We start from the raw sequence: 21,180 nt of genomic DNA, 5'->3' as shown, positions 1-21,180 counted from the left end.
TGATAAGAGCCCGATAGAATTTTCAAGCCGCCAACAGCCCCTTATTGGGGTTTTAAAACCCCAATAAGGGGCTGTACTAGAAATAGTATTTAAATTATAAACTGTATTAAGAAAGGTAAGTCTACAATATAGTTTCGATTTGCATTTGTTGCATAGATAACATTTGCACCCAGTATTTTTACCTCTTTGTAGGTGAGTTTTTGTGCCTTCCATATTGTCTTTTGTAACCGGGTTTTCTTTTGTATTAGGACAATACTTAATGTGTTGATTATAAAGAATTTAAAATTACAATTATTAATACTGAAGTAATCTATCTATAATCCATAACACGGTCTTAGCATTAGATATAGGATAGGTCCCGTAATTGCTACATATAACCACATTGGGTATACCCATCTAGCCATTTTCTTGTGTTTTTCTACTTGGTCTGTATAACCTCTAATCAGCGTAAATAGTATAAATGGAAAAATTACACCCGCCAAGATAACATGTGATATAAGCAAGATAAAATAAACAATTCTTATGTTTCCTTCTTTACAAAAGTTAGTTTCCGGTGTTGTAAAATGATACAATACGTAGGACAGAAGAAACAGCGCTGATGTAATCACTGCAGCAAACATCATGTTTCGATGTGCCGTAATCTTTTTCTGTTTAATAAAAACGAGTGCGATGATCAAGAGAACTGCTGTCACGGCATTCATTGAACTATGAAACGCAGGTAAGAAACTAAAGTCAATTCCAATATCGAATTTAACTCGTCTCATTAACAATACCAGGCCGATAACAATAATAGAAACGATATAGGCAAGTATATTTAATTTCCTTGCTAATTGAACTTTAGGATTGGTAGTATTACTATTTTTCATCTTCTCTTTTTAAAACTATATCTTGTTCTTTTTCTCTAGGGATAATAATCGGTATATGTTGTATCAAGGCTTTAAAGGATATACTATCTAAGTCATAAAAATTCCTAATCACTCCTCCAGTATCTATTAAAGCAATCTCTTTCTCATAAGGAAAATCTCCTAGTAAAGTCATCCATTGCTTAGTGTTTTTATATAATCGGAGTGCTGCTGAGTCCGCTACAAATCCAATCATCTGAAATTCCTCCCTATGAGAAAATTCATCATACACTGGCTCTAATAATGACTTAGCTTTCATATTGTGTCCATCGAATATTAAAGTAGCCTTACCTTTTAAATCATTCAGGGAAACATTCGGATAATCAAAAGCTTCTAACTGCTCTTTAGGTTCTAGATCCTTTAAAGCATCCATTCTAAAGTTAAACCCTTTTATAAGATATAAATAACTGATAGCGGGAAATAAAACCAATAAAGCTAAAATTGAAATAATTCTTAATGCCTTCATCCTTGATTTTGATTAAGTAAATTGTTGACCATTTTATATAAAATATCTATAAATGTATCCCATTATACAATGCCCTAAATAGATAAAGGTTTACAAAATGCATCCCTTATATCTAAGAGATAGTAGACTATATAATTCTATTTCCAAAATTAAAAATTCAACTAATAAAAAAGCCATTCTTTTCAGAATGGCTTATATTTTATTGAAAATCTTCTTCTTTTAATATCCTGACATCCATACCCATTTGTTTCTGGCTGGAATCATCTATTTGCTCATTATTCTTATTCTTGATCAGTGTTCGTCTTTTATTCCAATCATTTCCTTCCCAAAAGAAAGCTATAATTGCCCACACCAATAAAAACATTGGCAGTAAAACTGTTTTTGACAAACCTGGAGCTTCATACTTCATGTGCATAAATTCATAAATAATGAAGTATGCTTTGTAGACCGATAGTACTAATATGATAACTGCAGTTAAAATAATTAACCATTTATAGTCTTCTGCACCACTAATAATATGCCCTTTACCTAATAAAGAAAAGAAAACTTCTATTAATGTAACAACTGCTAATAGTACTAATCCTTTTATAAACCGCCTTAATTGATTCTTCGTAACTTCTGGATCACTCATAATATATTATTCTTCTAATTGATCTTTTATAATAAGTAAAATACTAGGAAAACAAACACCCAGACTAAATCGACAAAGTGCCAATACAATCCTATTTTCTCAACCATCTCATATCCGTTCTTCCTTTTTTCATATAAACCACTTGCTGAATTAAGCATAATGATGATAAGGAAAACTACACCTGACAATACGTGAAATCCGTGGAATCCTGTTATAAAGAAAAATAAACCACCGAACGCCTTAGGACCAAACGCTTGCGTCTCTGTCTGTCCAGCCATATCGCCGTCAAGTATTCTGAATTTTCGCTGTATATAGCCCTTTTCTGAAATTTCATATCCAGCATAATCCCCAGCTGCCGTTTCGGAAGGTACGAATCCGTGAGATTCTCCGTGATCTTCATCAGCATGACTATCAGAAGCACCGTGTCCGTCATCTGCACCATGTGCGTCGTGTCCTCCGTGTTCATCACCATGTCCATGAGAAGCTACTTTATGTAATAGATAGCTATCACCTGCATCGAATGTTTCATCTGAAACAGATCCATCTTCATTCAGGTAAGCACCACTATATTCATGAGTTCCGAATGGATTCGTTGTTACGGTCATATGTTCCGTTCCTATAAGGTTCGTCCACTCCCAAGCTTGACAGCCTAAGAATCCTATTCCACCAAAAACGGTTAATAACATCCAAAAAACAACACCGTTCTTATTTTCTCTGTGACCTTCTTGTACCGCTCTAACCATAGTTACAGAACTTATGATCAAGAGAAATGACATAAACGTTACGAAAATAAGTGGTAAGTCCACTCCGTGTCCTAGTCCAACATTGTTGAAAGGCGCGGTTTTGAAAACAAAATCCGGAACAGGCCAAGTAGGCATACTAAACCTTAGTGCTCCATATGCAATCAAAAATCCTGAGAAAGTAAATGCATCTGAAAGCAAGAAATACCACATCATCAGTTTTCCATAACTGACTTTAAATGGTTGTTTTCCTCCATCCCAAGAATCTTCGTCGTTTTCGACATCGTGATGTACAGCTGCTTCTGTTGCCATATTAAATATCTAAAATTTATCTCGTCATTAATAAAAATACAAATAAATAGACCCATAACAGATCTACAAAATGCCAGTAATGCAATACCAACTGAAATCTATTCTTCCTTTTGTCTGAATATTCAAATGGTAAAGTAAAGGCATGAAGAAGGGCAACTATCAAAGCTGTAATTCCTCCTAATATATGTCCTGCATGAACTCCAGTTATAACATATAAAAATGAGCCTGAAGGATTAATCTTCATGTCCACTCCCATATTAAATAACATCATCCAAGCATTATATTGTAATATTAAGAAAGCTAATCCAAGTATAAAACTTAGCACTAGACCTCCTTTATATAATCCTTCTTTCTGGTTCTTGTAACCATTATATGCAACTTGTAAAGTCACACTGCTTAATAGAATGACAACCGTACTTACGATAAATAAATCCGGCATTCTAAACTCTAACCAATTACCTGCTGCCTGTCTTACAATGTACGCACTTGTTAAGGCACCGAACATCATAGTTATGCTGGCTAATGCTGTCCATAAGCCAAATAATTGTGGATTGATTCTATTCTTTATGCTTATTTCCATAACACTATATGATTGAACCGATATAATATGAAAACAATATTACCGGTAAGTAGATAAATGAACTAAACATCAAACGTAATGCTGATTTCCTATCAGCCATTTTATAAAATTTCCAAGCTACTCCTGCATATAAGATACCTGAAAAGGCAACAATAATAGATGGTATCATTCCCATTTCTCCTAAATAGAACGGTAGCATACCTAATGCTATTAGTGGTAATGCAGCGAAAAACGAGTACAAACCAATTTTAGGATCTAAACTCTGATCTTTAACCGGTAATAATTTAAAACCTGCTTTCTGATAATCTTCGAAGCCAATCCATCCTATCGCCCAGAAATGAGGTAATTGCCACAAAACTTGAATTCCAAATATGATTAAAGCTAAAGTACTAATGTGTCCTTCTATTGCGGCACCTCCAATAAGTATAGGCAATGCACCAGGCAGAGTTCCTATCCATACAGATACAGGTGAAAACCTTTTTAACGGTGTATATAAGAAAGCATATAATACCAATGATAACATTCCTAAAAATGCGGTCAGTGGATTAAACATTCCTAATATCGTAATTCCTACTAAACTCATCAAACCAGCAGCTAATACTGCTTCAGGTGATGTAATCCTTCCCATAACAACTGGGCGATCCTTAGTACGATCCATTAGTCTATCAAAATCTTTCTCTAGAACTTGGTTCAAAGCATTTGCTGCACCGGTGACTAACATGCCTCCGATAAAAAGCCCAAAAGCTCCGATCCACGAACGACCTCCTAGAATCAAATAAGCCATGACAGCTGAGAATACAACTGTTAAGCTCAATTTGAACTTTATAAGCAAACCGTAATCAACGATTTTGCCGCCTAGTGAAAAAGAATTATATGTAGTCTTGACTTGTGTCATTAATGTGATCCTTCTTGTGCTTTTTCTTCTTCTGTTAAAGGTATATGTTGTGGTACATAATCGATACCATCTTTACCATAATCATATGCCCATCTGTGTACTACAGGTAAGTTACCTTCCCAGTTGCCATGACCTGTATGTATCGGTGTAGTCCACTCAAGTGTAGTTGCTTTCCAAGGATTCTTAGTTGTCATTTTCTTACCCTTCCAAATACTGTAGAAGAAGTTAATCACAAATAATACTTGAGCTGCAAATACTACAATCGCTGCTATCGTTATAAATTGGTTCAATGCTGTAAAATCATCAAATGAATTAAACGTATTGAAACTATAATATCTTCTTGGTACTCCTGCTATTCCTAAATAGTGCATAGGCCAGAATACTGCATAAGCACCGATCATTGTAATCCAGAAGTGAATCTTACCCAATGTCTCATTCATGAATCTTGCATACATCTTAGGGAACCAGTGATAAATACCGGCAAACATTCCAAAAAACGCTGCAACTCCCATTACAATGTGAAAGTGAGCAACGACAAAATAGGTATCGTGCATCTGAATGTCAATAGCTGAGTTACCTAAGAAAATCCCAGTTAAACCACCAGATATAAACATTGATACGAATCCGATCGCAAATAGCATAGGCGTATTAAGCCGTATATTCCCCTTATACAAGGTCGTAATCCAGTTAAACACTTTCACCGCAGACGGTACCGCAATAATTAATGTAAAGACTACAAAGAAATTAGAAATAAATGGATTCACACCGGACATAAACATGTGGTGCGCCCATACAATGAAGGACAGAAATCCAATGGCCAGGATGGAAAAGACCATCGCTTTATAACCAAAGATTGGTTTTCTTGCATGTACTGACAAAACTTCAGAAACGATACCCATTGCAGGAAGTATAATAATGTACACTTCAGGGTGACCAAGGAACCAGAATAAATGCTGGTAAAGAATTGGACTACCACCTACATTAGGTAAAGCTGCTCCTTCTATAAATATTTCACTTAGAAAGAAACTCGTTCCTAACATTCTATCACAAATCAACATGAAGAATCCAGAAACTAAAACTGGGAATGATAACAATCCTAAAATTGCAGTTACAAAAAACGCCCATATGGTTAATGGCATTCTCCATAAACTCATTCCTTTTGTTCTTAAGTTTAGTACTGTTGTTATATAGTTAATACCTCCTAATAAAACGGAGACTACAAAAAATGTCAAACTCATTAACCACAACGTCATTCCTGTTCCAGATCCTGTAGATGCTTGTGGCAATGCACTCAATGGCGGATATGCCGTCCATCCTCCTGAGAATGGTCCTGTACTTAGAAACAAAGAGTAAAACATAATTACACTGGCTAAGAAAAAGAACCAGTAACTTAACATGTTCAAAAACGGTGAGGCCATATCCCGGGCTCCCAATTGTAGTGGTATTAATAAATTACTAAACGTTCCACTCAGACCTGCCGTCAGTACGAAGAATACAATGATCGTACCGTGCATGGTTACTAATGCGTAATAAAATTCAGGCATTAATGTACCAATACCTGTTGTTGCATCAACTGCGATCCATTTCCCTAAGAGTGGCTTAATCCATGTTAAACTTTCCTCAGGAAATCCTAATTGCAATCTGAATATAATAGACATTCCAGCTCCTATCAAAGCCCATACCATTCCTGTAATCAAGAATTGACGAGCAATGATCTTGTGATCCATGCTGAAAACGTAGTGATTTACAAAGTTGGATTTAAAATGGTCACCATGCTCATGTTCATGAAAATGATCATCAAATCCTTGCTCTTCTAATATGACTTCATCGTCATATGTTAAAACATCATTAGCCATCTCTATCTATCTTTAGCTATTGCGAAATAATTTTAAATTCTGTCCTTCTGTTCTGCTGACGTCCCTCTTCAGTCTCATTGTCTGCTACTGGTCGTGTCTGACCATATCCCTTAGCATTCATTCTTGAAGAATCTATACCATTATCTAAAAGATACTGCATTACTGCCATAGCTCTAGCTTGTGAAAGCTCCATGTTCTTAGCAGCATCTCCTGTATTATCAGTGTGACCTGATACTTCTGTAGTTATTGTTGTATTTTCCTTTAATGCTTTTATTACATTATCCAATTCGTATTTCGAATCTGCTGTCAAATTAGGAGATCCAGTCTCGAATGTTACATAATCAAGTCTTACGATTCTATCATCTGCATCTTCAGCTTTTAATGCTTCAATAAATTTAGCATCAAATTCTTTAGATCTATTAGCGATATCAATATCAAGTAATTGTCCTTTATAAGGATCTACATCTGAATTCCTAGCACTTGAGAAATAAAATGAATTCTGTTGTGCTTTCCACGCATCATATTCTTCCTGAGAAACGATTTCAACAACCTTTCTCATCGAATAGTGTCCTTTTCCACATAACTCAGCACAAGCCAACTCAAAATCGAAATTTTCCCATCTTGTTCCCGCTTCAGGATCCGCTGGATCTTGATCAACATTCCATTCTGGATATTCTCTTAATTGTTGTCTGTAATCGGCTGTTGTTATAGTAGGTGTAAATATGAAATAAGTAGGTAGTCCTGGTATTGCATCCATTTTAACTCTAAAGTGAGGCAAAAAGAAATTATGCAGAACATCTTTAGAAGTAATTCTAACTCTTACTTTTTTATCTACAGGTAGAACAATTTTATCAGCGATAAAATCATCGTGCGTCTTCACATCTGTAAAATCTAATCCTAGTGGATTTAAACCTGGATTAATCAATTGGTAATCTTTAGTACCAATCTTACCATCTGGACCAGGATATCTGATATCCCATGCAAACTGGTAACCTGTAGCTTCTATTTCTATAACATCTTCTGATGGATCAACATCAGGCATAACATCATTCCAAACAATTAATCCTTTAACAACAAGGAATGTCATGACTAAAGCTGGTATTGCTGTCCACACAACCTCTATCGTATTGTTGTGAGATACGAATGCTCCTACTCTGTTCTTATTATGTCTGTACTTGTAAGAATACCAGAAAAGTAAGATCTGAGTTAGAACGAAAACTATTCCCGTTAAAACCAATGTTACATTAAATAGATTATCTAAAGCCCAACCATGCTCAGAAGCACTTGTTAATGGCCCATATCCCAACATAGAATTTCTATAATAATATGCTGAACCTATACAAAATACTAGAAAAGCAATCATGAATATTACTAACCATAATGCAGTCCTATTATTTCCTTGTTCTTCAGCATCTTCTTCACCTCTGATTTTCGCTGAAAGTTCTGTAACCCGCCCTAGTTGAACTAGGATGATGAAGAGTAAAAGAACTATTAAAAATATTACTAAAGCAGTCATTTATATATTTTTTCTAACTTTAATTAAACGTGGTGATGTAAACTCTCCTCAAGAAAAGGATCATTTTTCGCCAATAAAGTATTCTTCGACAATACGGTCAGAGCTACAAATAAAAACAAACTCAAGAACCCTATCATTGTACCTATTTCTATTAAACCAGGAAGTGAAAACCCTGCTACAAATCCAGCATGATGTGCACCTTCGACTGTACTTTGTGCAGTATGAAGAATACCTGGTTTCAACATTAAGAAGAAATCCCACCAGTGTCCGAATATTAATATAATCGATACAAATACTAATGTTCCAAATTTTCTCTTCGTATCGTTTCTCATTAAAATGAAGAACGGTACTAAAAAGTTGATGATCAAGTTACCATAAAACATTACAGGATAATTATCTATTCTGTGTTTAAAGTAAATTGTTTCCTCTCCAACATTCGCATACCAAATCAACATATACTGTGAGAACCATAGGTAAGTCCAGAATATACTAAACGCAAACATAAACTTACCAAGATCATGAAAGTGCTCTGCACTAACATTTGCAAAATATCCTTTACCTTTTAAGTAAACTAATACAAGTATTGTTAAGGCAAGCATAGAAACAAACCAACTTGTTGCTGTGTACCATGCAAAAAGAGTACTATACCAGTGTGGATCTACGGACATTACCCATAACCATATTATTGCTGCACTTGAAAATCCAGCTATTGGTAGAAATGCAGCAGCCCAAAATCTCATTTTTCTGTGATGCTTAAATTCTGCATCTCCTCCATTTACATCTTCGTCTAATGAAAGTGATCTTAACTTGTATGCAAAAAATACCCAAGCTGCAACGATTAATCCTCCGATTACAACATACCAGAATGGATTCAAGAATGCTGATTTTCCATCTAATACTTCATCATAAGAAGCGGTATTACTAGGATCTAATAAACTAGTATCAGACCAGTGATATAGATGATGCCAATCAGCATAAATTCCTATTCCAATGATTAACATTAGGACTAAGCCTACTATTATAAATTGGGAGAATGCTTCCCATACTCTTTTAAAAACAGTGTACCATCCAGCCCAAGCCGTAATACAAACACTAATAAAGAATACAGCCATAAATGCTATTCCAGTAAAGAATACCGAATTATGGAGAAGATTTGACCAAAAACGTGGATGATGATCAAAGCCATCCATAAAAAATGATAGTGCCAAACATAATAAACCCAATCCCATTCCTATCATTAGGACAAGTCTAGATTTACCTGTAAATGTATATTCGTTCATTGTATCTACCTTATTCATATTTATTCATTAATGGTCTCCATTATGATTGCCTTCACTTTCATGATCTGTTCCTTCTGCGTGATCAGATTCATGTGCATCATGTGTTTCCATAATAGCATCAGCAATATGCTCTCCCGCAGGAATATCCACGGAGTTCAATGTATTTTCTAATTGCGAGTACTTCAGTTTCAGGTTTTTTGCTTGAAGAGACCTGATATAATGAATGACTTGCCATCTTTCTTCATAAGATAATTTATCCTTATAACTTCCCATCAGATTCTTACCATATTCGATAGCGTGATAGTATCTTCCATTACTTGCAGCTACAAATTCTTCTAATAAAAAATTAGCTGGTTGTACTGGGTACTTTCCTCCTTCATCTCCTGCAGCTGGGTTAGCATCTCTTACAAGATATCCACCTCCATCTCCAGCAGCACCGTGACAGATTCCGCAAAAAATATCGTATAATTCTTTCCCTTGAGCTAGACCTGCATCTGTAATCTTATAAGGATTATTGATAAGTTCATTACTTGCTCGAGTTCTTTCCTCTTCCGTATTACCATAATAGTAAGGAACTGCTCCATTTGCAGGAACTGAGATTTCATTATTTGAAGCAGTCATTGCTGTGCTACTAGCAGCACCTCTTGCGATGGTTCCTTTCACAGGAACACGAGGCTGAGCCATTTCATAATAATCTTCTTTACTTCCCCACGTATTATTATAGTAGTAAGCATACGTATTTGCTTCATATGCAATAGAGTGTGCCATATCAGGCATATACTCACTACCAGTATCCACATTACTAGGTTGCTGGCATGCATTTATAGAAATAAGCATGACTGCTATAACTAAAACCAAATATATTTTTTTGATATCCTTCATTTTAATTTCTTCTATCGTTATAGTGTTTTAGCATTTACCTCAGCAGCACCCGTTTCATTAAGTAACGCTTCTGCTTCTGCTTGATTTACTTCATGTATATCAAATGCTAGGCAAAACTTATCATCAGTAATTCTTGGATCAATGTAAGGATTCTCTACACCAGGTCCTAAGCCATTAATGATATAGTAAGTAACTACCATTCCTATGGCAGCAAACAATACTGTTAACTCAAATGTAATCGGAATAAATGCTGGAACAGCCCAATGTGGCTTACCACCATATATCTGAGGCCAGTCCTTAGTAAAGATCCAAGTCATTCCCAAAAATGCTGTTAATGTTCCAAGTGATCCAAATATGAATCCACCAATGTGCAATCTAGACTCTTCTAAACCCAATAATGGATCTAAGCCGTGAATTGGAAATGGTGTAAAAACATCCATAATTTTTAGATGTTTTTTATTGGCTTCTTTTACAGCACTTAGAAGCTCTGTTTCATCATTGTATAAACCGTATACGATAGATCTATTTTTATAACTCATTACTTCTTAGTTTTACCGCCATCTAATTCATCTTGCAATTTTTTAAGCTCATCCCATTTGCCTTCCGCTGCAAGTTTTGCCTGCGAAGACCATGTTGTAGGATCGTGTTGCTTAAAATTATTACCAGCATTTTCTAATATTGCCTTTAATCTTCCAACATCTGTATTAACTAAATCGATGAAAGTTGAAATGGCACTATTGTTTAATACTTCTTCTATCTTAGGACCTATGCCTTCTATCTTTTTCAAATCATCTTTTACAGAATCTTCTTTTCTAGATGAAGGAACATAAGTATTAGAAACTTTTGTCTTTTTGGCTTTTTCACCGCTATCCGCAACCTTCGTTACCGCAGCTGGAACATCCTCTACCGGATCTTCAGCATGTCCGTGATGATCTGCCTGAATATCATCTGAATGAATAGGATCATCATGACTATGTCCATGATCTGTATGAATTGCATTCGGTCCACAGTATTGATCTCCTGAAGATTTCAATATTGTTTTAACCTCTGCAATCGCTACTACTGGTGCTACTCTTACAAATATCAAATACATTGTAAAGAACATTCCCATTGTTCCGATGAAAATACCGATCTCAACCCAAGATGGAACATAAAAACTCCATGATGATGGCAAATAATCTCTTGCTAATGTTGTTGCAATAATTACAAATCGCTCGAACCACATTCCTATATTGATGATGATCGATAAAAAGAATGTCAGCCCAATATTTCTCCTCAGTTTCTTAGACCAGAAGAATTGAGGTGTAATTACATTACAGAACATCATTCCGAAATATGACCACCAATAAGGCCCTAGTGCTCTATTGAAGAATGCAAATTGCTCATATGGATATTGAGAATACCAAGCAATAAATAACTCAGTCAAATAAGCAACTCCTACGATCGTTCCAGTAACAAGGATTACCTTATTCATGGATTCGATATGCTCAATCGTAATATAGTCTTGAAGATTCAATACTTTTCTAGTAATGATCATCAAGGTCAATACCATCGCAAATCCAGAAAATATCGCACCTGCCACAAAGTATGGAGGGAATATCGTTGTATGCCAACCTGGAATCACTGATGTTGCGAAATCAAAACTTACTATCGTATGCACTGAAAGTACAAGTGGCGTCGCGATACCAGCTAATATTAATGACAATGATTCAAATCGTTGCCAGTGTTTAGCGGAACCTGTCCAACCGAACGATAATGTATTGTATATCTTTTTTCTAAAACCTTTCGCTCTATCTCTAACTGTTGCAAAATCAGGAACTAAACCTGTGTACCAGAATAATAATGATACGGTAAAGTAAGTACTAATCGCAAATAAATCCCACAATAGTGGAGAATCAAAGTTAGGCCATAATGGTCCTCTTGTATTAGGATACGGGAAGAAGTAGAAAACTACCCATGCACGTCCTACGTGTATCCCTGGGAAAAGTGCGGCACATAAAACGGCAAATATCGTCATCGCCTCCGCTGCTCTGTTTACTCCTGTTCTCCATTTCTGTCTGAATAAAAGTAAGATCGCAGAGATCAATGTACCGGCGTGTCCTATTCCGATCCACCAAACGAAATTAGTGATATCCCATCCCCAACCAATTGTTCGGTTAAGATTCCATGTTCCGATCCCATGCCATATAGTCCATGTGATGCAAAACAAACCAAAAGCAAATACACTAACTGATGTAATAAAAGCTATAACCCACGCTGGGCCTGGTGTTTTCTCTGTGGGAGAAACCAAATCTTCGGTAATGTCATGATACGACTTATGACCGGTAATTAATGGCTCCCTGATTCTTGATACAACTGAACTCATAAGTTAATTTATTAAGCGTCTAAAGATTCATCTCTGTTATGAACTTTCATCGTGTAGTTCACTGATGATCTTACATTTACTTCTTCTAATACGATATAATTAAGCGGAGATTCTAATTTTTTATTCAATGCTCCATCTTTATTATTGAAATCTCCAAATGTGATTGCTCCTGTAGGACATGACGTCTGACAAGCAGTCTTAACATCACTATCTACCAATCTTCTACTTTCTTTCTTCGCAGTCAACTTACCTTCCTGGATACGTTGTACACAGAAAGAACATTTTTCAATAACTCCTCTTGATCTAACTGTAACATCTGGATTTAATACCATTCTTGTTAAGTTATCAGCTCCAAATGGTACTTCTTCACCATTTAAACTTGGTTGATTAGCAGGGAATATATCCGCTGTAGTGTAATCTAACCAGTTAAACCTTCTTACTTTATAAGGACAGTTATTTGCACAATATCTAGTACCGACACATCTGTTATAAGCCATTTGATTAAGACCTTCTGAACTGTGGTTCGTCGCATTTACTGGACATACATTTTCACAAGGTGCATTATCACAATGCTGACACATCATTGGTTGATAAACTGCATTTGGGTTTTCTAAGTCTCCGTAGAAATATCTATCAATTCTTAACCATGTCATTTCATGGTGTCGAGTTACTTCTTTCTTTCCTACAACTGGAACATTATTCTCAGCCATACAAGCAACAGTACAAGCTCCACAACCGATACATGCATTCAAGTCTACGTGCATTCCCCAGTGGTGGCCTCTTGCATATAAGTCATCATGACCAGCGTAGATTTGCTCACTATTTAGGTGCTGAGCATGTTCTCTCTTATGGTGTAGTTCACTTAAGTTTTCCTTAAGATCATCTACGTGAGAATTATAAATAATAGACCTATCTGTTAAAGCGCCTTGGTAACCTTGCTTTACGATTCCATAATTAAAGGCAACTAATGCAGCTTCATCAGCATTTATAGTCTCTCCTGTATCTTTATCTTCTGCAGTTACACCCATTGTATGGTGGTACTGAACACATGAGAAGTGATCTTCTTTTCCTATTTTATCAGAAACTGAAACATCTGTTGCGTAGTAAGTTGCATAGTCCTCAGATAACCCGACTGCATCATTAATATCAACTCCTACTCCAGTTCCACATTTTCCTGCTACTGTTCTTCCATATCCTAATGCTAAACCAACAGTTCCTGGCATTTGCCCGAATTGTTGAATAACAGGAACTGTATATTCTTTTCCATTAACTGTTAAGGTAGCTAGATCTCCATCTTTAAGACCATTAAGACCTACCATTTTTCTTACTCCGTCAAAGTTAACAGGAACAGCAAGGTAATTCCCCCAAGAACATCTTGTAATTGGATTAGGCATTTCCATCAACCATGGATTACTTGCAAACTGTCCGTTTCCGATATTAACCGTTTCAAAAAGAACGATTTCCATTTCGCTGCCAGATGGTTTCGTGATACCATTAACTGCTGCTGATGCATTTCCTATAAAGCTAACTTCACCTGCTTGAGTATCGGCTACTGTTGTAACACCATCCGCTAGTAAGTTGTCTCTGAAACTATTGAAACCTAAATATTTAGATTGTGCTGCAAAAGCTGTTTTCTTCCAATTTGCCTGAACATATTCCATATAAGGTTGCTCAGAAGCTGCATTGTAATTTGGACTTTCTGACCAAACTAAAATCGAAGCTTCAGCTTGTCTTGTATCAAAAATAGGTGATATCGTTGGCTGAACTGAATTAATAATTCCTCTTTTCGCTTCTACATCTCCCCAGCTCTCTAATATGTGATTAACTGGAGCTACATAGTTACACAGTGACGAAGTTTCATTATGATCATACGATAATGCTATCGTATTAGAAACTTTAGCTAAAGCATCTGCAAATTGTCCTTTGCTAGCAGCATCATATGCAGGATTCGCTTGATTGACAATTAAAGTGTCAACTGATCCTGATTTCATTTCTCTTAATAATTCAGCAAATGCTTTATCATCACCCTGTCTTTGTAGAGACGCATTTTCGAATGATACTGTATTGCCAATATTTCCAAGAGATTGATTTATTGCGTTAACCAAAGTTTGCTCTGCTACATTATTACTAGCACTGATCACTATTGATTTACCTTGAGCACGTTTTAGCTCAGCAGCAACTTTAGTTAAAGCGGCTTGAGCTTTCGGATTTAATCCTGCTACTTTCCCTCCACTTCCTGTTACGGCATTATATAAAGCCAAGATTGCAACACCTTGTTCAGAAGGCTTTACTAAAATCCTATTATCTGCATTAGACCCTGAAAGAGACATGTGTCCCTCTACTTGGATATGTCGAGACATCGTAGGATTATTGGTATCTTGTATTTTTCTTTTCTTAGCGTATCCTGAAGCATATTCCACCGGTGAAATCCATGTTCCTAGGAAATCAGCATTGAAACTTACAACAACGTCAGCTTCTTCAAATTTATAATTTGGTATTACTCTTTGCCCGAATGATTGCTCGTTAGCATCTAGTAATGCAGAGCTTGAAACTGGATCATAAGTAACCACCTTAGCACTTGGGAATTTTGTTTTAAATTCCTCCAATGCCATTTTTGCAGATGGACTTAGTATCGTATTCGTCAAAATTCTGATGCTAGAAGAAGCATTTAATTTTGCTTTTACAGCACTGTCTAATTCAGACCATGAAACATCTTCACCATTAATAGTAGGCTTACGCAATCTGTTCAGATCATATAGATCTAGTACCATTGCTTGAGCTCTTGCTGATGTACCACCTTTAGTGATTGTAGAAAGACTATTTCCTTCAACCTTGATAGGTCTACCCTCTCTAGTTTTTACTAGAACAGAACAAAAATCACCACCTTTCACATAACTAGTTGCGTAATAATTCGCAATACCAGGAACGATTTCATCAGGTTTTATAACATATGGAATAGCCCGTTTTACTGGAATTTCACAACTAGCTGCAAGTGTAGCAGCTCCTAGCCCAAATCCTAAATACTTTAAAAAGTCTCTTCGAGTACTTTCTAAGTTAACAGCCTCAGGCTTGCTTCCCATTGTTTCTAATAGGTTTTCACCTGCGAACTCCTGTGATGCAGCTTTTATGAATTCAGGATCTTGCGTAAGATCTTTCTCACCAATCCATATTCCCTGTTTATCTTGCTTCATTTAGCTAAATATTTATATTGAGTATTACTCTATTTGCAATTAATAATGACATTTCTGGCATTCTAGCCCACCTATGTCTTCTACTGTTACACGGTCTCTGTCTCCACTTTTCAATTCATCATGGTACTGTTCGTATGCTTGATAATATTCGTTATCCATAAACTTCACCTCTGTCTGTCTGTGACAGTTGATACACCAGCCCATCGATAATGGTGAATACTGTTCTAGTACTTCCATTTCTTCTACCGTACCGTGACATTGCTGACAATCTACTTTTCCTATAGAAACATGTTGTGCATGATTAAAATATACATGATCAGGAAGATTGTGTATTCTTACCCATGGAATAGGTCCGTAAATTTTATCTTTTACATCATTAGTTAAAGAACTCTTGATATTTTCCCATTGCTCTTTCACTACCTTTTCACCTTCTCTATTAATTTCAGTCAAATCATTTTCTGAAACATAATTATCAGCTATCCAATCTGTAAATATCTCTTTGATACTATCTTCAGGCATTTCACTGTAATTATTAATATAAGTCCCTGAAGAAGGATTAAATCCTATAGAAGCATAAATTTTAGAAAGCTCTGCTGTTCCATAAGTTGAACCCACTTTAATAGCTGAATGACAATTCATACATGTATTAGCCGCTGGTATAACAGAGTGCTTAGATCTACGTGCTCCATCGTGGCAATATTGACAATCGATTTGATTGATACCAGCATGTGTTTCGTGTGAAAATTTAATAGGTTGCTCTGGTGCGTAACCTTGCTGACGACCTAAATTCACCGCTGTATTTACTGTTTTATAGCCACCTATAACAACTAAGGCAAATAAAACAAATGTAATAACACCTTTAGAGGTCAATGTTTCTACTATTGATTTTCTTTCTACAATTGCATCAGGATCATCACTCTTCGTAGCAATTACTCTAAGGTTACTTATTATTCTTGTAAGGATAAGCGCTAAAAATCCAAGCGCTGCAGCTAGTATATAATATATAGTATTCGATGACTTCTCTTCTACTACAACACCTGCACTAGGACCAGCTCCACCTGTTGCAGCAACAGGATTAGCAGCAACATTGATATAAGCCAATATAGACTCAATGTTATCATCAGTAAGATTAGGAAAGGCTGTCATAATAGCCTTGTTGTTTTCATTGTAAACTTCATTGGCTCTTGGATGCCCTGAAGCTATCAACGCTTGAGAATTTCTGATCCAACTATATAGATCCTCTCTTTCATAGTCTGCCCATCGTACTTCTACGTCGGCAAGTGCTGGGCCTGTTGCATCTGAACGCATATTTTTAGCGTGACATGATGCACAGTAATTCTTAAAGAGTGTTTTCCCCTCTTCAGCCGAACCCTGCGAAAAACCGTTAAACTGCATTGTCAGCAGAATAAAGGCAAGCAAAAATTTGATTTTCAATATATTACGCATAGCACTAATTTAGCCAGTATATTTTTTATTCTTATTATTGGTATATGGAACCTTATCTTGTGCGCAAAAATAGAATTAGTGTCTATTAAATGGTACTAAATCTATAATATTCGCTTTTATTTAGATACTTTCTAAATAAAGCATACAAGTCATCACACAGACACTTTTGCCTTTATATGTGGATCCGGATGATAATCAAGCAATGTAAAATCTTCAAATTTGAAATCAAAAATGGATTTTACATCTTCATTCAAAATTAATCTTGGTAATTTCTTCGGCTCTCGCAATAATTGGACAGCCGCTTGTTCTAGGTGATTGTTATATAAATGTACATCACCGAAATGATGAACAAATTCTCCATATTCTAATCCACATTCATGCGCCATCATCATTGTCAATAATGCATAAGAAGCAATATTAAATGGTACGCCTAAAAACGTATCCGCTGATCGTTGGTACAATAAACATGATAATTTTCCATCAGCAACATAAAACTGGAATAAACAATGACATGGAGTAAGCGCCATTTCATCTAATTCACCAACATTCCATGCATTGACGATTATTCTACGTGAGTCCGGATTATTCTTTATAAGGTCTATTGCCCTCTTGATTTGATCGACGGTCTCTCCATCCTTCTTTTCCCAACTTCTCCACTGTTTACCATATACTGGTCCTAGATCACCATTCTCATCTGCCCACTCATTCCATATGCGGACGCCATTTTCTTGCAAGTACTTAACGTTTGTATCTCCTGCTAAAAACCAAAGTAACTCGTGAATAATAGACTTAAGATGTAATTTTTTAGTGGTAAGCATTGGGAAGCCTTCCTGAAGGTCAAATCTCATCTGATAACCAAAACAAGACTTAGTACCTGTTCCAGTGCGATCAGATTTATCATTCCCATTTTCGAGAATGTGTTTCAATAGTTGGTGGTATTGCCTCATTCAGCAGCTCAAGTTAGTTGATGCACAAAAGTATGAAATAAATACAAATATGAAATTATTAAATATGAAGATTTTAATTATTAACTAAATCCATATTCAAATAAAAAAAGCAAGCTAATTGATTAGCCTGCTTTTTTATATATTTTTATGCTTTTTTTATCGCTTTCATATACCTCGCGAGCTCATCTCTGACTTTAGGTGCTAGGATTACTAATCCTATCATATTCGGTATCATCATTGCAAATATCATTGCATCTGAGAATCCAATTACAGAACCTAAACTAGCTGCTGCTCCTATGATTACAAATATACAGAACATGATCTTATAAATATATTCCATATTCTTAGATCTTCCAAATAAGTAAGCCCATCCTTGGTATCCATAGTATGACCAAGAGATCATGGTACTAAATGCAAATAGTACAACTGCTACCGTTAATACATATGGGAACCATGAAATTGCAGATTCGAAAGCGCCAGAAGTTAATAAAATTGCTTGTGCATCACTTAAACCAGCATTTTCTGCAGCTACATTTCCAGTAATAATCAATACTAAAGCTGTCATAGTACACACCAAAACAGTATCAATAAATGGCTCTAACAATGCAACCATTCCTTCACTTGCTGCATACTTCGTCTTAACTGCTGAGTGTGCGATAGAAGCTGAACCAATTCCCGCTTCATTAGAAAATGCCGCTCTTCTAAATCCTTGAACTAGAACTCCAACTGCACCACCTAATACACCTTCCGGACTAAAAGCTCCCTGGAATATCTGTACAAATGCATCACCTACCATGTTAAAATTGACAAAGATCACAAAGAGTGAAGCGATTACATATATAACTACCATAAATGGTACAATCTTCTCTGTTACTTTAGCGATTGACTTAATTCCACCGATAATAACAACACCTACTAAAATCGCCATTACTAACCCAAATAACCACCCTTTGCCATAAAGAAAAGAAGCTTCACCTCCTGTAATATTCTCAATTAACTGAAATGCTTGATTCACCTGAAACATATTTCCACCTCCAAGCGAGCCTCCTATTACAAAAATTGCAAAGACAACAGCTAAAACTTTTCCTAATCCTCCAAGTCCTACGCTATTAAGTCCCTTTTTCAAATAATACATTGGCCCACCATAAACTGTACCATCAGCTTCTATATCTCTATATTTTACACCTAGTGTACATTCTACGAATTTACTTGCCATTCCTAATAGCCCTGCAACAATCATCCAAAAGGTAGCTCCAGCACCACCAATTGAAACCGCAATAGCTACACCTGCAATGTTTCCTAAACCAACTGTTGCGGATAATGCAGCGGTCAATGCCTGAAAATGTGAAACTTCACCAGTTGAATTTTCTACGGCAATTGTTTCTATACTATCTCCACCGGGTGTCGGATCACCAGCTACATCATACGTTTCATGATGATCTAACTCATCATACTTTCCTCTTACAATATTAATAGAAGTAAAGAACCCTCTGACATTTATCAACTTAAAGTATATGGTAAAGTAGGTCGCTCCTAAAATAAGAGGGAATAAAACCCAAGGAATGTTCACATTTTCTGAAAACGGGATTTGATAAAATATCCCTTGTACAAACCAACCAGTTGCCCAACCAAAAGCTGCATCTATTTTCTCATCTATTCCTTGCTCTGCGGCTTCTTGACCTAGCAACATTAACGGTGCTAAAAGTAAGAACAATGCGGATAATTTCTTCTTCATAATTAATTAGAGGTTTTGTGAACAATTCCGCAATATCAAAAAAAAAAGCAATAATTTTATTATAAATCGGAATAATCTTCGGGTAATCAAATACATTGGTTCGATCTTTGAATATTAAAATTATGACCGCTTAAATGAAAATCAAATAATTAACAATGGGTTGAATTTTATTCAGCCCTTTGTTAATTATACCTATCATTTTATTTAGATCCCATCTAAAAAATAATTTTATTCTTTTTTATTTATAAAATATAAGGATTTCGTAAATATGTTATTTTTGGGGATGCATAAAGCTATACTTCATATAGGATCTAACATTGGGAACCGGCTGAAACACCTAGGTCTATGTAAGAAATTCATAGAAGATAAAGCAGGAAATGTCACTAAGACTTCTGCTATATATGAAACAGAAGCTTGGGGTTTAAAAGATCAAAAATCGTTTCTCAACCAAGCATTTGAAATAGAAACTGAATTAGATATCTACGAACTTTTAAGCAGTTGCCAAGAAATTGAAGTATTATTGCATCGAAAAAGAGATATAAGGTGGGGGCCAAGAACAATTGATATCGATATTATTTTTTACGACGACTTAATTCTTAAAAATGAAATCATAGATTTGCCTCATCCAAGAATGCATGAAAGAAATTTTGTGCTTTTTCCATTATCGGAAATTGTACCTGAATGGCATCACCCAATATTAAAAAAGTCAGTGGCAGAATTAAAAAATAATACTCAAGACGATTCTTATGTTTCCTTATAATTATATAACGATAGAAGGCAACATTGGCTCAGGTAAGACATCTTTCTGTAAGATGATGCATGAAGAGTATTCTTGCCGATTAATCCTAGAGCAATTCGATGATAATCCCTTTCTTCCTTTCTTTTATGAGGATATGAATCGCTTCGCACTTACGGTCGAATTGTTTTTCATGACAGAGAGAATGAAACAATTGCAAAAACATCTCTTATACCAAGACTTGTTCCATGATTTCACCCTAGCTGACTACACCTTTGTTAAGACACTTTTATTTGCACGTAAAAATCTAGCAGATGATGAATACAGGATTTTCCAGAAGTTATTTAATACGCTGAATAATTCTTTTCCGAATCCAGACCTGCTCGTTTACTTCCACAGAAGTGTCGACATTTTGCAAAAGAACATAAGTAAGAGAGGACGTGAGTATGAAAAGAATATTTCTGATGAATACTTGCTAAAAATTCAAAACTCCTATTTCGAATATTTCAGAAATATCCTGACATTTCCGGTTCTTATTATCGACTTGAATGATATTGACTTCGTTGCAAATAAGAAGAATTATGAGCACATAAAGAATTTACTAAAAAAGGAATATCTACCTGGTGTACATAGAATTTCACTGATTCTATAGCCTTAACTTTGCGAAAACATTTTTAAAGATTACTCGTTTCTCCTACTT

The 21,180-nt window shown here is 35.7% G+C and carries 18 protein-coding genes; 2 read left to right on the top strand and 16 right to left on the bottom strand.

Features of this window, described 5'->3' with window-relative positions:
• Positions 1–314: 314 nt before the first annotated feature.
• The 16 genes from L2586_RS21940 to L2586_RS21865 all read right to left on the bottom strand — a co-directional run bounded on the left by L2586_RS21940 (position 315) and on the right by L2586_RS21865 (position 19,744).
• Positions 315–866, bottom strand: coding sequence for a DUF420 domain-containing protein (locus tag L2586_RS21940; protein WP_235295108.1), 552 nt, complete (start codon positions 864–866; stop codon positions 315–317).
• Complete coding sequence (locus L2586_RS21935) at positions 856–1,368, bottom strand: hypothetical protein (protein ID WP_235295107.1); 513 nt, start codon at positions 1,366–1,368, stop codon at positions 856–858. The genes L2586_RS21940 and L2586_RS21935 overlap by 11 nt, the downstream gene beginning before the upstream one ends.
• A gap of 199 nt (positions 1,369–1,567) precedes the next feature.
• Complete coding sequence (locus tag L2586_RS21930) at positions 1,568–1,999, bottom strand: cytochrome C oxidase subunit IV family protein (protein ID WP_235295106.1); 432 nt, start codon at positions 1,997–1,999, stop codon at positions 1,568–1,570.
• A 26-nt stretch (positions 2,000–2,025) separates the two neighbouring features.
• On the bottom strand, positions 2,026–3,051 hold the full coding sequence (locus L2586_RS21925; RefSeq protein WP_235295105.1) for a cytochrome c oxidase subunit 3: 1,026 nt from the start codon (positions 3,049–3,051) through the stop codon (positions 2,026–2,028).
• Positions 3,052–3,067: 16 nt separating this feature from the next.
• Entirely contained in the window at positions 3,068–3,631 is a 564-nt protein-coding gene (locus L2586_RS21920) for a cytochrome c oxidase subunit 3 (protein WP_235295104.1), read from the bottom strand.
• Positions 3,632–3,635: 4 nt separating this feature from the next.
• Positions 3,636–4,526 (bottom strand): heme o synthase, encoded by an 891-nt coding sequence (gene cyoE / locus L2586_RS21915; RefSeq protein WP_235295103.1) that lies wholly within the window; start codon positions 4,524–4,526, stop codon positions 3,636–3,638.
• On the bottom strand, positions 4,526–6,382 hold the full coding sequence (locus tag L2586_RS21910; RefSeq protein WP_235295102.1) for a cytochrome c oxidase subunit I: 1,857 nt from the start codon (positions 6,380–6,382) through the stop codon (positions 4,526–4,528). Before L2586_RS21910 ends, cyoE begins: the two co-directional genes overlap by 1 nt.
• Before the next feature lie 16 nt (positions 6,383–6,398).
• The gene (locus L2586_RS21905; protein WP_235295101.1) at positions 6,399–7,898 is read right to left on the bottom strand and encodes an OmpA family protein; all 1,500 of its coding nucleotides are present in this window, start codon (positions 7,896–7,898) and stop codon (positions 6,399–6,401) included.
• Positions 7,899–7,921: 23 nt separating this feature from the next.
• Positions 7,922–9,196, bottom strand: a complete 1,275-nt coding sequence (locus L2586_RS21900; RefSeq protein WP_235295100.1) for a hypothetical protein — start codon at positions 9,194–9,196, stop codon at positions 7,922–7,924.
• Positions 9,197–9,205: 9 nt separating this feature from the next.
• A complete protein-coding gene (locus L2586_RS21895) occupies positions 9,206–10,036 on the bottom strand; it encodes a c-type cytochrome (RefSeq protein ID WP_235295099.1) in 831 nt (276 codons plus the stop codon).
• Between the two features lie 41 nt (positions 10,037–10,077).
• Entirely contained in the window at positions 10,078–10,599 is a 522-nt protein-coding gene (locus L2586_RS21890) for a DUF3341 domain-containing protein (protein WP_235295098.1), read from the bottom strand.
• A complete protein-coding gene (nrfD, locus tag L2586_RS21885; RefSeq protein WP_235295097.1) occupies positions 10,599–12,425 on the bottom strand; it encodes an NrfD/PsrC family molybdoenzyme membrane anchor subunit in 1,827 nt (608 codons plus the stop codon). Before nrfD ends, L2586_RS21890 begins: the two co-directional genes overlap by 1 nt.
• Before the next feature lie 11 nt (positions 12,426–12,436).
• Positions 12,437–15,616, bottom strand: coding sequence for a TAT-variant-translocated molybdopterin oxidoreductase (locus L2586_RS21880; RefSeq protein ID WP_235295096.1), 3,180 nt, complete (start codon positions 15,614–15,616; stop codon positions 12,437–12,439).
• Positions 15,617–15,655: 39 nt separating this feature from the next.
• A complete protein-coding gene (locus L2586_RS21875) occupies positions 15,656–17,062 on the bottom strand; it encodes a c-type cytochrome (protein ID WP_235295095.1) in 1,407 nt (468 codons plus the stop codon).
• Between the two features lie 152 nt (positions 17,063–17,214).
• Positions 17,215–18,009 (bottom strand): thymidylate synthase, encoded by a 795-nt coding sequence (locus L2586_RS21870; RefSeq protein ID WP_235295094.1) that lies wholly within the window; start codon positions 18,007–18,009, stop codon positions 17,215–17,217.
• A 145-nt stretch (positions 18,010–18,154) separates the two neighbouring features.
• Positions 18,155–19,744: an alanine/glycine:cation symporter family protein gene (locus L2586_RS21865; RefSeq protein WP_235295093.1), complete on the bottom strand. Its 1,590-nt coding sequence runs from the start codon at positions 19,742–19,744 to the stop codon at positions 18,155–18,157.
• Between the two features lie 283 nt (positions 19,745–20,027).
• Here L2586_RS21865 and folK point away from each other — a divergent pair, with 283 nt between their 5' ends.
• Complete coding sequence (gene folK / locus L2586_RS21860; protein ID WP_235295110.1) at positions 20,028–20,504, top strand: 2-amino-4-hydroxy-6-hydroxymethyldihydropteridine diphosphokinase; 477 nt, start codon at positions 20,028–20,030, stop codon at positions 20,502–20,504.
• Complete coding sequence (locus L2586_RS21855; protein WP_235295092.1) at positions 20,491–21,132, top strand: deoxynucleoside kinase; 642 nt, start codon at positions 20,491–20,493, stop codon at positions 21,130–21,132. Before folK ends, L2586_RS21855 begins: the two co-directional genes overlap by 14 nt.
• Positions 21,133–21,180: the final 48 nt, after the last annotated feature.

This window comes from Portibacter lacus, from assembly GCF_021533215.1.
GTDB lineage: Bacteria > Bacteroidota > Bacteroidia > Chitinophagales > Saprospiraceae > Portibacter > Portibacter lacus.
This window is presented reverse-complemented; position numbering and strand designations above follow the sequence as displayed.